The 13,065-nt window shown below is 61.9% G+C and carries 9 protein-coding genes and 1 tRNA gene; 4 read left to right on the top strand and 6 right to left on the bottom strand.

Annotation, left to right across the window (positions count from 1 at the left end):
* Window positions 1–21: 21 nt before the first annotated feature.
* A complete protein-coding gene (gene smc, locus B9Z51_RS06335) occupies window positions 22–3,549 on the bottom strand; it encodes a chromosome segregation protein SMC (RefSeq protein ID WP_108374794.1) in 3,528 nt (1,175 codons plus the stop codon).
* A gap of 465 nt (window positions 3,550–4,014) precedes the next feature.
* Here smc and dapC point away from each other — a divergent pair, with 465 nt between their 5' ends.
* From dapC to B9Z51_RS06315, 4 genes are all read left to right on the top strand, one after another.
* Window positions 4,015–5,229: a succinyldiaminopimelate transaminase gene (dapC, locus tag B9Z51_RS06330; RefSeq protein ID WP_108372960.1), complete on the top strand. Its 1,215-nt coding sequence runs from the start codon at window positions 4,015–4,017 to the stop codon at window positions 5,227–5,229.
* A gap of 2 nt (window positions 5,230–5,231) precedes the next feature.
* Window positions 5,232–6,395 (top strand): succinyl-diaminopimelate desuccinylase, encoded by a 1,164-nt coding sequence (gene dapE, locus B9Z51_RS06325; RefSeq protein ID WP_108372958.1) that lies wholly within the window; start codon window positions 5,232–5,234, stop codon window positions 6,393–6,395.
* Complete coding sequence (gene prmB, locus B9Z51_RS06320; protein ID WP_108372956.1) at window positions 6,392–7,270, top strand: 50S ribosomal protein L3 N(5)-glutamine methyltransferase; 879 nt, start codon at window positions 6,392–6,394, stop codon at window positions 7,268–7,270. Before dapE ends, prmB begins: the two co-directional genes overlap by 4 nt.
* Before the next feature lie 155 nt (window positions 7,271–7,425).
* Window positions 7,426–9,432 carry an ABC-F family ATP-binding cassette domain-containing protein gene (locus B9Z51_RS06315; protein WP_108372955.1) on the top strand — a complete coding sequence of 669 codons (2,007 nt, stop codon included), beginning with the start codon at window positions 7,426–7,428 and terminating at the stop codon, window positions 9,430–9,432.
* Window positions 9,433–9,913: 481 nt separating this feature from the next.
* On the opposite strand, the gene B9Z51_RS06310 is transcribed toward B9Z51_RS06315, so the two are convergent.
* From B9Z51_RS06310 to ybgF, 5 genes are all read right to left on the bottom strand, one after another.
* Complete coding sequence (locus B9Z51_RS06310) at window positions 9,914–10,165, bottom strand: hypothetical protein (RefSeq protein ID WP_108374792.1); 252 nt, start codon at window positions 10,163–10,165, stop codon at window positions 9,914–9,916.
* Window positions 10,166–10,264: 99 nt separating this feature from the next.
* Window positions 10,265–10,340 (bottom strand) — tRNA-Lys (locus B9Z51_RS06305).
* 44 nt (window positions 10,341–10,384) lie between these two features.
* The gene (locus B9Z51_RS06300) at window positions 10,385–11,167 is read right to left on the bottom strand and encodes a ThiF family adenylyltransferase (protein ID WP_369958682.1); all 783 of its coding nucleotides are present in this window, start codon (window positions 11,165–11,167) and stop codon (window positions 10,385–10,387) included.
* Complete coding sequence (locus B9Z51_RS06295; RefSeq protein ID WP_108372951.1) at window positions 11,164–12,297, bottom strand: YeeE/YedE family protein; 1,134 nt, start codon at window positions 12,295–12,297, stop codon at window positions 11,164–11,166. The genes B9Z51_RS06300 and B9Z51_RS06295 overlap by 4 nt, the downstream gene beginning before the upstream one ends.
* A complete protein-coding gene (ybgF, locus tag B9Z51_RS06290) occupies window positions 12,297–13,061 on the bottom strand; it encodes a tol-pal system protein YbgF (RefSeq protein WP_108372949.1) in 765 nt (254 codons plus the stop codon). Before ybgF ends, B9Z51_RS06295 begins: the two co-directional genes overlap by 1 nt.
* Window positions 13,062–13,065 lie beyond the last annotated feature (4 nt).

Here is a 13,065-nt window from a genome sequence, read left to right as displayed (position 1 = left end):
CCAACATAAACAATCTCAAGTTCAGGCCATGTCGGCCATAGACACTGCGGACTCCATGTCCACAGCCACGATGCGGGACACGCCCTGCTCCTGCATGGTCACGCCAATCAACTGCTCAGCCATTTCCATGGCGATCTTGTTGTGGCTGATGAACAGGAACTGGGTTTCCTTGCCCATGCCCGCCACCAGCTTGGCGTAGCGCTCGGTGTTGGCGTCGTCCAGCGGCGCGTCCACCTCGTCGAGCAAGCAAAACGGGGCCGGATTGAGCTGAAAAATCGCAAACACCAGCGCGATGGCCGTGAGGGCCTTTTCGCCACCCGAAAGCAGGTGAATCGTCTGGTTTTTCTTGCCCGGCGGTTGGGCCAGCACCTGCACGCCAGCGTCCAGAATTTCGTCACCGGTCATGACCAAGCGGGCATTGCCGCCGCCAAACAGCTCGGGGAACATGCGGCTGAAATGGTCGTTCACGATCTTGAAGGTGCCGCCCAGCAGCTCACGGGTTTCGGCGTCGATCTTGCGAATGGCGTCTTCCAGCGTGTTCATGGCGTCGGTCAGGTCGGCGCACTGGGCATCCAGGAAGGTCTTGCGTTCACGCGAGGTGGTCAACTCTTCCAGGGCGGCCAGGTTGACCGGGCCCAAAGCGGTGATTTCGCGGTGGATGCGGTCGATTTCGCCTTGCAAACCGGTCACACGCACCTGGCCGGTTTCGATGGACAGGGCCACGGCTTCCAGGTCAGCCTGAGCATCGGCCAGCAGCTGGGTGTATTGCTCCAGCCCCAGGCGGGCGGCTTGCTCCTTGAGCTGCAAATCGGTGATGCGCTGGCGCAGGGGTTCGAGTTCGCGCTCAAAGGCCACGCGGCGCTCGTCGCTGGCGCGCAATTTGGCCGTGAGGTCGTCGTAGGCGCTGCGGCGTGCGCCCAAGGCCTGCTCGCGCTCCATCTTGACGGCCAGCACGTTTTGCAAACCGGCTTGCGCGGCGGCATCGGTCAGGCGGCTCAGTTCGTCGCGGGCACGCTGCATTTCGGCGTCGATGCTGGTCACTTGCTGCTGCGCGGTTTCAATGGTGCGGTTCAGCTCGGCCCGCCGGGCGTCCAGGCTGCGCTGCGAGAACTGCGCTTCTTGAGCGCGGCGCTCCAGGCTGCGTTGCTGCTCGCGGCACTCGGCCAGCTTGCGCTCAGACTCGATCACGCGTTCGTCCAACTGGGCATGGCGCTCTTGGCTGTCGGCCAGCTGCATGTCCAGCTCTTCAAAACGGGCTTCGGCCGTGACACGGCGCTCTTGCAGTTCATCGAGCAAGGCGTCGACTTCGGCCAGGTCGTTGGCAATCTGCTGACTGCGGGCGCGGGTCTGTTCCACCAACTGCGACAGGCGCAGCGTTTCGACCTGCAATTCGTGGGTGCGCGATTGGCTCTCGGCCGCTTCACGGCGCACGGTGATCAGGCGCTGCGACGCATCGGCATAGGCCGCCTCGGCGCGCACCAGGGCGCTGCGGCTTTCTTCGGCAATCAAGGTCTGGGCGCGTTGCTGCTTTTCCAGATTTTCAATGTCTTGCGCACGGGCCAGCAAACCAGCTTGCTCAGAGTCCTGCGCATAAAACACCACGCTGTTCAGGTCGACCGCGTGGCCCGCTTGCACCAACAGGGTTTCGCCCGGCTGCAGCTGGCTGCGCCAGGCCAGTGCGTCTTCCATCTGCGGCGCGGTGTAGCAGCCTTGCAGCCAATCGGTGACCAGGGCCGACAAACCCGCATCCGGGATGCGCAGGTAATCGGCCAGCGGCCGGCAGCCTGCAGGCAAGCCGCTGCGCGAGACGGCTTTGGAGGCCAAAGGGGGACTGAAAAACGACAACTTGGCAGGCGGCGCATCGTTGGCAAAGGCCCGCACCATGTCCAGACGCGAGACTTCGAGCGCCGACAGGCGTTCACGCAGGGCCGACTCGAGGGCGTTTTCCCAGCCCGACTCGATGTGGATGCGGCTCCACAAGCCTTCGAGCCCGTCCATGCCGTGCTTTGCAAGCCAGGGTTTGAGCTTGCCGTCGGTGCGCACTTTTTCCTGCAAGGCCTTGAGCGCTTCGATGCGGGCGCTCAGGTCGGCCAAACGGGCGGACTCTTCGTTGACCGACTTCTGCCGGGTGCGGCGGTCTTCGTCCAGGGCGGGCACCATTTCTTGCAACTCGTGCAGGCGGGCCTCGGATTCGGCGGCCTGCGCTTCGGCTGCGGCCAGCTGCTCCTGCAAGTTGTGCAGACGGGCCTCGTCAGGCGCGGCCAGGGCATTGCGGTCGGCCAAGAGGCGTTCACGGCGCTGCTCCAACTGGCGCGATTGTTCTTCGACGTTGCGCTGGTCAGCGGCCAGCACGCCAATTTGCTGCTGCACCTGCACCACGCTGGCACGCTGCGCATTGGCATCGTTTTGCGCTTTGCGCAGGGCCTCTTCCAGATCGGGCAAGGCCATGGCCTGGTCTTCCACCTGAGCGGCCAGGGTCATGCTCTGGTCTTCGGCCATGGCGGCCTGCTCGGACAAAGTTTCCAGCTCGGCTTGGGCGTCTTCGCTGCGGGTGCCCCATTGGGCGGTTTGCTCGATCAGCTGCTGCAAACGCTGCTCCGCGCGCTGGCGGCCTTCGACCACAAAGCGGATTTCAGCTTCCAGACGCCCCACTTCGGCACTGGCTTCATACAGCTTGCCTTGCGCCTGGTTGACCTGATCACCTGCCTCGTAGTGCGCCTGGCGAATGGTTTCCAGATCGGCCTCGACGTGGCGCAAATCAGCGATGCGCGACTCCAGCGCGTTCACGGCTTGGTCCACATCCGACTTCATCCGGCCTTGGTCGGTCTCGGCGTCGCGGCGCTTCAAAAACCACAACTGATGCTGCTTGAGTGTGCTGTCGGCCTGCAGGGTGTTGTAGCGATGCGCCACCTCGGCTTGCTTTTCGAGCTTTTCCAGGTTGGCATTGAGCTCGCGCAGGATGTCGTCGACCCGAGTCAGGTTCTCACGGGTGTCCGACAAGCGGTTTTCGGTCTCGCGGCGGCGTTCCTTGTATTTGGACACGCCCGCGGCTTCTTCCAGAAACAGTCGCAGCTCTTCGGGGCGCGACTCGATGATGCGGCTGATGGTGCCCTGGCCGATGATGGCGTAGGCGCGTGGCCCCAGGCCCGTGCCCAAGAAGACGTCCTGCACGTCACGGCGGCGCACCGGCTGGTTGTTGATGTAGTAACTGCTGTTGCCGTCACGCGTGAGCACACGCTTGACCGCGATCTCGGCAAACTGGCCCCACTGGCCACCGGCGCGGTGGTCGGCGTTGTCAAACACCAGCTCCACGCTGGCGCGGCTGGCCGGTTTGCGGGTGGTGGTGCCGTTGAAGATGACGTCTTGCATGGACTCGCCACGCAACTCTGACGCCTTGGACTCGCCCAGCACCCAGCGCACCGCGTCCATGATGTTGGATTTGCCGCAACCGTTGGGGCCAACCACGCCCACCAACTGCCCGGGCAGCAAGAAGTTGGTTGGTTCAGCGAACGATTTGAAGCCCGAAAGCTTGATGGAATTGAGACGCACGGCGGTCTGGTCGATCCAAAAAAGAGCCAAAAAGAACCCAAGGGCTGCGGCAAATTGTCAAGACACTGCCAAAACCCTCAAAAAAGCACGAATCAAAGGATTCAATCTCGGATTCCGAATAATCTTAGATGTTAACCCAGCCTCCCGGGCTTAAAGCCCTTCCCGCAAAGGGCGGTATGCCTCACAGACACAAATCGTCGAGTGATTCAACAACCTGAGCGCCAGCCCCTGACAATCGCGGTATGTCGTGTCACCTGGTTGAATCGTTCGGGCTAGGCGCAGCGGCCAGCAGGTCATCCACCCTGGCACCAAGCGGCTGCGGCGCCCCCACCAGCGGTCAGCCACATGTCCTTGAAGCACAAGTCACCCCCAACTTGCCGACAAAACAGCACTCGAACAAAAGCCTGAGTTTCGTTTTGTCAGTGGCAACCAGCTAACCCAAGGTTCATCCCGGATAATCGGGGGATGAATCCCCTTCTCGCCAAGCTGCAGCCCTACCCTTTTGAGCGGCTGAAACAACTGTTTTCGGGCGTCACGCCCCACCCCGCCCTCAAGCCCATCAGTCTGGGCATCGGTGAGCCCAAACATGCCACGCCCGCTTTCATTCAGGAAGCGCTCAAGGCAGCAGTGGCGACCGGTTTGTCGGCATATCCGGCCACCGCAGGCGAGCCAGCGCTGAGAAAAGCCTGCGCGGCGTGGCTGCAAACTCGTTACAGCCTGACGCTCGACCCAGTCACCCAGGTGCTTCCGGTCAACGGCTCGCGTGAGGCGCTGTTTGCCCTGACGCAAACCGTGATCGACCCGACCCGCCCCGGCGCCACGGTGGTCAGCCCCAACCCGTTCTATCAAATTTACGAAGGCGCAGCCTTGCTGTCGGGGGCTGAGCCCTATTACGTGCCCAGCGACCCGGCGCGCAACTTTGCCAACGACTGGGACAGCGTGCCCGCCGAGGTCTGGACCCGCACCCAGCTGCTGTTTGTCTGCTCGCCCGGCAACCCCACGGGCGCGGTCATGCCCCTCTCCGAATGGCAAAAGCTGTTTGCCCTGTCGGACCAGCACGGTTTCGTGATTGCGTCGGACGAGTGCTACAGCGAGATTTATTTCCGCGAAGAAGCGCCTTTGAGCGGCCTGGAAGCCGCCCACCAGCTGGGCCGCACCGACTTCAAGCGCCTGATCGCCTTCACAAGCCTGAGCAAGCGCAGCAACGTGCCCGGCCTGCGCAGCGGCTTTGTGGCGGGCGACGCGGCCATCATCCAACAGTTTTTGCTCTACCGCACCTACCACGGCAGCGCCATGAGCCCGGTGGTGCAATCGGCCAGCGTGGCCGCTTGGAGCGATGAAGCCCATGTGGTGGACAACCGCAACCAGTACCGCACCAAGTTTGCCCAGGTCACGCCCGTGCTGGCCGAAGTGCTGGATGTGAAGCTGCCCGACGCCAGCTTTTACCTGTGGGCCGGTGTGCCTGTGGGCTGGCAAGGCGACGACGCGGCATTTGCCAAGGCGCTGTTCGAGGCCGAAAGCGTCACCGTGCTGCCCGGCAGCTACTTGGCGCGTGACTTCAACGGTTCGAACCCCGGCCGTGGCCGCATTCGCATGGCCTTGGTGGCCGAGACCGCCGAGTGCCTGGAAGCGGCTGAGCGCATCGCCCGCTTTGTGCGCGCCCATCCCAACAAGGCTTGAGCATGACCACCTGTCACGACACCCTGCGCCTGGCCGAGCAGCTGATCTCCAAACCCTCGGTCACGCCTGAGGATGCGGGATGTCTCGATCTGATCGCCGACGCCCTCAAGCCACTGGGTTTTGTCTGCGAGTTCATGGACTCTGGCCCCGACACCTTCCGCGTGCGCAACCTGTGGGCCAAGCGCGCAGGCACTTCGGGCCAGACATTAGCCTTTGCGGGCCACACCGACGTGGTCCCCACCGGGCCGCTCACGCAATGGGACAGCGACCCCTTCACCCCCACGCACCGCGACGGCAAGCTGTTCGGTCGGGGCGCGAGCGACATGAAAACCTCGCTGGCCGCCATGGTTGTGGCCGTGCAAGAGTTTCTGGCCGCCAACCCCAACCCCGCATTGGGCATTGCCTTTTTGCTGACCAGCGACGAAGAAGGCCCAGCCCTTGACGGCACCGTGGTGGTGTGCAAAGCGCTCCAGGCCCGTGGCGACGCGCCGCAGTTTTGCATCGTGGGCGAGCCCACGTCGGTGCAGCAAACCGGCGACATGATCAAGAACGGCCGACGCGGCACCATGAGCGGCAAGCTCACCGTCAAAGGTGTTCAAGGCCACATCGCCTACCCGCACCTGGCCGACAACCCCATTCACCGCCTGGCCCCTGCGCTGGCCGATTTGGTGGCGATTCGCTGGGACGAAGGCAATGCCTTTTTCCCGCCCACCAGCTGGCAGGTGAGCAACATCCACGCGGGCACGGGCGCGAGCAACGTGATCCCCGGCGACTGCGTGGTGGATTTCAACTTCCGCTTTTGCACCGAATCCACGCCTGAGAGCCTGCAACAGCGCTTGACCGCCGTGCTGGATCAACATGGTTTGAAATACGAGTTGACCTGGACCATCGGCGGCCTGCCCTTTTTGACCACACCCGGCACCTTGGTGGCGGCTGTGCAAAAAGCCATTGGCGACGAAACGGGCCTGACCACCGAGTTGTCCACCACCGGCGGCACCAGCGACGGCCGTTTCATCGCGCAGATCTGCCCCCAAGTGATCGAATTCGGCCCGCCCAACGCGACGATTCACAAGGTCAACGAGCATGTGGCGCTGAGTGACATTGCGCCGCTCAAGGCCATCTACCGCCGCACGCTGGAACAACTCAACGCGGGCCTGTCCGCATGAGCGCCTTGACCCTTTCTGGGCTGATCGAGGTATCGGCCGAGCGGCTCGCGCAAGCGGGCGTGTCTTTTGGCCACGGCACCCAAAACGCCTTTGACGAAGCCGTCTGGCTGGTGCTCTGGCGTCTGGGGCTGCCGCTGGACACCAACCTGGACGAAGTGGCCGAGCAAACCGTGACGCCTGAGCAGCAAGGCGCCTGCAAGGCGCTGATCGAAGAGCGCATCGCCACACGCAAGCCCGCCGCCTACCTGACCCAAGAAGCCTGGTTGCAGGGCGTGTCGTTTTACATCGACGAGCGCGCCATCGTGCCGCGCAGCCTGATCGCCGAGGTGCTGGCCGACGGGACGATTGACGCCTGGCTCAGCGACCAAACAACCCGCGTTTTGGACCTGTGCACCGGCAACGGCAGCCTGGCCGTTCTGGCCGCACTGGCCTGGCCCGAGGTGCAGGTGGTCGGGGCCGATATTTCGGATGATGCGCTGGCTGTGGCGGCCATCAATGTGGAGCGACACGAGCTGCAAGAGCGCGTCCAACTGATGCACAGCGATGGCCTGTCGGCATTGCCGGGCCCATTTGACCTGATCTTGTGCAACCCGCCTTATGTCTGCCAAGCCAGCATGGAGTCGCTGCCCGCCGAGTACCGCGCTGAGCCCGAACTGGCGCTGGCCGGTGGCACCGACGGCATGGACTTTGTGCGCCAGCTGTTCAAGGACGCCCCATCGCGCATGAGCGAACACGCCGTTCTGGTTCTGGAAATCGGCAATGAGGTGGATCACTTCATCGCGGCGTTTCCCGAGCTTGAAGTGGCCTGGCTGGACACCAGCTCGGGCGACGATCAGGTGCTGCTGGTTAGCCGAGAAGCGCTGCTGGCGCTGTGAATACCCTCCCCCGCAACTCGTCGGGGAGAACAAAACTTTGAACTGGCCATCGAGCCGACAGCCAGATCGGCGAAAATGGCCGGTTACGCCCTTTGAGGTCAGCCCCCCATCTGACCCAGCTCCCCTACCGGCATGAGTACCGGACACTGCTTTTCATGATCAATCTTAAAAACGTCACCCTCCGCCGCGGCACCAAAGTGCTGCTGGACCAAGCTTCGGTCACCCTCAACCCGGGGGAAAAAGTCGGCTTGGTCGGGCGCAATGGCGCGGGCAAGTCCACCTTGTTTGCGCTGTTCAACGGCACGCTGCATGAAGACGGGGGCGACTTCGACATGCCCAAAGCCTGGCGAATGGCGCAAGTGGCGCAAAACATGCCCGAGACTGACCAGCCCGCCAGCGAGTTTGTGCTGGAAGGAGACACGCGCCTGGCCGAATTGCGCCAACGCTTGGTGGCGGCCGAGGCCAGTGGCGACGGCATGGAGATGGCCCACGTCTACACAGACTTGGCCGACGCGGGCGACCACGACGCCCTGCCCCGCGCCGAGGCCTTGATTTTGGGCCTGGGCTTTCGGGTGGACGAACTGAACAACCCGGTCAACAGCTTTTCAGGCGGCTGGCGCATGCGCTTGCAGCTGGCCCGCGCCCTGATGTGCCCCTCAGACATTTTGCTGCTGGACGAACCCACCAACCACCTGGACTTGGATGCCCTGGTCTGGCTGGAAGCCTGGCTGCAACGCTATGCGGGCACCATGATCGTGATCAGCCACGACCGCGAATTTCTGGACGCGGTGACCAACGTCACCCTTCACATCGACCATGCCAAGTTGACACGCTACGGCAGCAACTACAGTGGCTTTGAAATCTTGCGCGCTCAACAAATGGAGCTGCAACAGGCCTCGTTTGCCAAACAGCAAGACAAGATCGCCCACCTGCAAAAGTTCATCAACCGCTTCAAGGCGCAGGCCAGCAAAGCCAAGCAGGCGCAAAGCCGGGTCAAGGCGCTGGAGCGCATGGAAAAAGTGGCCCCGCTGCTGGCCGATGCCGAATTCACCTTCGGCTTCAAGGAACCCAACAACCTGCCCAACCCGATGCTGGCCATCAGCGAAGCGAGTTTTGGCTACATCGTGGACGACGAGCCCAAGGCCATCTTGCATGGCGTCAGCAAATCGGTGTTGGCGGGCCAACGCATCGGCATTTTGGGTGCCAACGGTCAAGGTAAATCGACCCTGGTCAAAACCATTGCCCGCACCATGCCGCTGCTGGCGGGCACGCTCACCGAGGGCAAGGGCCTGAACATCGGCTACTTTGCGCAGCAAGAACTGGACGTGCTGCACCCTCAGGATAACCCGCTGGAGCACATGATCCGCTTGGCCAAGGAATTGGCCAGCGGCGAGGCCAGCCGCGAGCAGGACCTGCGCAACTACCTGGGCACCTTCAACTTCTCAGGCGACATGGTCAAGCAGGCCGTGGGCACCATGAGCGGCGGCGAAAAAGCCCGTCTGGTGCTGGCCATGATCGTGTGGCAACGCCCCAACTTGCTGCTGCTGGACGAGCCCACCAACCACCTGGACTTGGCGACGCGTGAGGCGCTGTCGATGGCGCTCAATGAGTTTGAAGGCACTGTCATGCTGGTCAGCCACGACCGCGCCTTGCTGCGCGCCGTGTGCGACGAGTTCTGGATGGTGGGTCGGGGCAAGGTCGAGCCGTTTGATGGCGATCTGGACGACTACCAGAAGTACCTGCTGGATGAATCGAAGCGCCTGCGCGAAGAAGCCAAAAACTCGGCGAAAAATGCCGTGTCAGTGGCAGCTTCCACAGAAGCGGTCGTGGTCGCCGTAGTGCCCAAGCCTGCACCCGTGGCCGCTGCCAGCAGCCCTGCAACACCCGCCCTGAGCAGCGCCGAACAACGCAAGCAAGACGCGCAACGGCGTCAGCAACTGGCCGCGCAAACACGCCCACTGAAAAAAGAGCTGGAGCAAAACGAGCAGCGCATGGCCAGCATTGAGGCCGAAAAAAGCGCTCTGGAGCACCTGCTGAGCACTCCACTGTCCCCCTCCGACATTGCGGATGCAGGACGCAAACTCAAAGCGCTCACAGATGAATTCGCGGCATTGGAAGAGCGCTGGCTGGAGCTGACACAGCTGCTGGAAGAAACGGCCTGAATCTCAGGCGCTGCCGGTCATCAGACAGATGTCGGGGTCTTCGACCACCGACCTACAAATAAGCCATTCGGACACTAACGGTTGCGGCTGTCCCCGTAGGTCGGCACTCGAAGAGTCCGACGTTTGTAGTCTTCGGCACAGGCCCATGTCGGGGTCTTCGACCATCGACCTACAAATAAGCCAATCGGACACTAACGGTTGCGGCTGTCCCCGCAGGTTGGCACTCGAAGAGTCCGACGTTTGTAGTCTTCGGCACAGGCCCATGTCGGGGTCTTCGACCATCGACCTACAAATAAGCCAATCGGACACTAACGGTTGCGGCTGTCCCCGTAGGTCGGCACTCGAAGAGTCCGACGTTTGCAGTCTTCGGCACAGGCCCATGTCGGGGTCTTTGACCACCGACCTTCAAATAAGCCAGTCGGGCAATAACGGTTGCGGCTGTCCCCGCAGGTCGGCACTCGAAGAGTCCGACATCGCCAATTTACCCCCCGACCACGGACCAACCCGCATGCTGGTCCGCTTTGTTGTTCTCGTATTCCCAGGATGTGCCGCAGCGGTCGCAGCGGTAACGGGTGATGGTGACCTGGCCGGTTTCACGCGCTTCTTTGCGGTTGTTGCCCTGAACGAGTTCCGCATGTCCTGGGGCCTTGCGCCAGTTGCGCTGGATACCGGTGCAAGGTTCGCACAGCACCATCTTTTTCAATTCATTTTGGATGTTCGATTCAGCAGACATGGTGTGACACTTTCCGATGGAACCCAAGCAAAATGTGTCCATCCATGAAGAAACAATGAAAAAAGCACTTTGTACCAAGGTACAAAGTGCTTTTAAATTTGGTGGGACCAGCGGGGGTCGAACCCACGACAAACGGATTAAAAGTCCGCTGCTCTACCAACTGAGCTATGGTCCCTTTGCTGCTTTGCGGTGCACTGCAGCAAGACTCAAATTATAGCGTCATTTTGACGCCTTCCGAGGGGAAGAGGACAAAAAGTTCAATATTTCAGAGGCTGCGCACATGCCAAATGTGGCGGTCACGCTGACCACCGATCCATAGCCGTGGCAGTTGAGGGAGCCATCGCCCTCGATGGCGCAAGAGGCATCGGGCGGGGCCACCGATTCACGGCTGAACACGCCTTGAATGCCCATGCGTTTGCCATCGCGCGCGGCACCATGGTGCTTGCGCAAGCGGTAGCGCAGTTGGGCCAGCAAGGGGTCGTGTGTGATTTTGGACAAATCATCGACATCGACTTTGTGCGCCAGCCGTTTACCGCCTGCGGCGCCCACGGTCACAAATCCGATGCGGTTTTCAAGGGCCCATTGCGCCATGCACACCTTGGCCTTGACCTGATCGCAGGCATCGATCACGGCATCGGGCACGCTGGGCAACAGCGCTGGCCAGTTCTCGGGCGAGACAAAATCATCGACTGCATCCACTTGGCAATCGGGGTGAATGGCGGCAATGCGCTCGCGCATGGCTTGAACCTTGGCCTGCCCGGTGGTGTGGGTCAGCGCATGAATTTGGCGGTTGATGTTGGATTCGGCAATGTGGTCCATGTCGATGAGCGTCAAACGGGCCACGCCACTGCGCGCCAAGGCTTCAGCAGCCCAGGAGCCCACGCCACCAATGCCGACCACCACCACATGGGCCTGACGAATGCGCTGCGCACCGGTCACGCCATACAAGCGCGTCAAGCCACCAAATCGACGCTCGTCGTCTGACTCTGACCATGGCGTCATGCCAAGCGCTCCACACGGCGAAGTTGCCATGCCAAAGCCAGCCACGCCCCCAGCACCATGCCACCCACGGCCACGAAACTGCCCCAACTCAGGGTCGACAAACCTGACAGGCCTTGCCCAAACGTGCAACCCAAGGCCATCACACCGCCCAGACCCATCAAGGCGCCGCCTATCAGGTGCATGACCAAATCTTCGGTCTGGGCAAAACCCTCCCAACGGAAAGTGCCCTCATGTTGAGCACTGGCAAAAGCGCCCATGACCAGCCCCAGTGCCAGGGCCATGCCTGTCGTCAGGCGTTTGCTGCCATCACTGAAGTACATGAAGGCGTCCCACCACAGGGCCACGGGGGCGGTCAGACTCATGCCTTCCATGCGGCCACTCGCGGTGCCCAAAAAGACGGCTTCAAGTGTTTCAGGGTGCTCAGGCACATAGCCCAACACACCGCTGACCCACCACACCCCAAGCACGATCGCGCCCACCCCAATGCCTGTCCAGAAGTTTCGGGCGTGTCTGAATGAGGCATCCTTGAGAACCCACACCAGCAAGCCCAAGCCCGCCAAGCCACCCGCCAAAGCCCAAGACAGCGGCTGGCTCCAGCCGGTCCAGCGCGACAAGGTCTGGCCGATGAATGCGCCATGGGGCAAAGGCAGCGCCACCGGGTCCAGCCACTGCACGCGCCAGACACCGGTCAGGCCGCGCAAGGTGGCCAAGGCGGTCACGCCCATGACCATCAACACCACCAAGGATTTCAGGTTGCCCGCACCCAGGCGAAGCAGTGTTTTACTGGGGCAGCCAGACGCCAGCACCATGCCCACGCCAAACAACACGCCCCCCAGCCCGAAAGACAGCCAAGGTAATCGGTCTGAGGCGTACACGGAGTTCAAGGGGCTGATCCAGGCCAGGCCCGACATGAGGCCCACACCCAGGGCAGCCACCGCCAGGGCCAGCCCCCATTGGCGCAAACGGGTGGCATCGCCCATGAGGAAGAAATCGCTCAGGGCCCCCATGCTGCAAAAATGGCTGCGGTGCATCAACACCCCAGCCATCGCTCCCAGTACCCAGGTCAAAACCAAGACCCAAAGGCTTTGGGTCTGCAAGGCCGCTTGCGTGATCACCGACAGATGCCCCATCAGCGCAAACGCGCCAACCGATCACGCGCTGTGGCCGCAGTTTCGGAGCCGGGATAAGCCTTGATCAGGTCTTCCAGGGTTTTGCGCGCGGCCTTGACATCTTTCAACTCGATTTGCACGTTCGAGATGGCCAGCAAGGCTTCGGGTGCACGGGGGTGGCCCGGCGCGTCATTGAGCATGCGCTGGAAAGTGCCCAAAGACTCCTTGTAAGCCTTGGTGGCGTATTGCGCATTGCCCAGCCAAAAAAGGGCCGAGGGCAGATAACCACTTTGGCCATAGCGCTGCACAAACTGGCCCAGCGCGTTTTGGGCGGCCGCAAAGTCGCCCTTGCGGAAGATCTCCATGCTGGCATCGAACTCACGCTTTTCAGCCGGATCGGCCATGAATTCACGGCCATCGACCGACACCTTCAGGGGCTCAAACCGGCGCAAACGCTCGTCCACACCCGATTGAATGTCCTTTTGGCGCAATTGCACGTCCGAGACATCACGCGCCAGGCGCTCCTGCGCGCCACGGCCCTGAGAGACATCCGCTTTGAGTGCATCGAGTTGCGCCTGAAAATCCAGCAGCGAACGGCGCAGCTGGGCATTTTCTTCACTCAAGGACTTGTTGACCTGCTCCAGACGCTGGCGCAAATCCAAAATGGCTCTGCGGGCGTCATCGTCTTCAAACAAGGCCGCCTGGGCCGATCCCAACACACCGACCAGCGACAGTGCAGCGCCCCAACGGGCCCATGCTTGGCCAGAAATCAAAAGTGTGCTCATGATT

This window comes from Limnohabitans sp. T6-5 (genome assembly GCF_003063315.1).
In the GTDB taxonomy this organism is placed as follows: domain Bacteria; phylum Pseudomonadota; class Gammaproteobacteria; order Burkholderiales; family Burkholderiaceae_C; genus Limnohabitans_A.
The sequence above is the reverse complement of the archived record's forward strand: the minus strand, read 5'-3'. Positions and strand labels throughout refer to the sequence as shown.

Coding starts and splice junctions, on each gene's coding strand:
- dapC (WP_108372960.1), top strand. CDS start 4,015: ATGAATCCCCTTCTCGCCAAGCTGCAGCCCTACCCTTTTGAGCGGCTG.
- dapE (WP_108372958.1), top strand. CDS start 5,232: ATGACCACCTGTCACGACACCCTGCGCCTGGCCGAGCAGCTGATCTCC.
- prmB (WP_108372956.1), top strand. CDS start 6,392: ATGAGCGCCTTGACCCTTTCTGGGCTGATCGAGGTATCGGCCGAGCGG.
- B9Z51_RS06315 (WP_108372955.1), top strand. CDS start 7,426: ATGATCAATCTTAAAAACGTCACCCTCCGCCGCGGCACCAAAGTGCTG.
- B9Z51_RS06310 (WP_108374792.1), bottom strand. CDS start 10,165: ATGTCTGCTGAATCGAACATCCAAAATGAATTGAAAAAGATGGTGCTG.
- B9Z51_RS06300 (WP_369958682.1), bottom strand. CDS start 11,167: ATGACGCCATGGTCAGAGTCAGACGACGAGCGTCGATTTGGTGGCTTG.
- B9Z51_RS06295 (WP_108372951.1), bottom strand. CDS start 12,297: ATGGGGCATCTGTCGGTGATCACGCAAGCGGCCTTGCAGACCCAAAGC.
- ybgF (WP_108372949.1), bottom strand. CDS start 13,061: ATGAGCACACTTTTGATTTCTGGCCAAGCATGGGCCCGTTGGGGCGCT.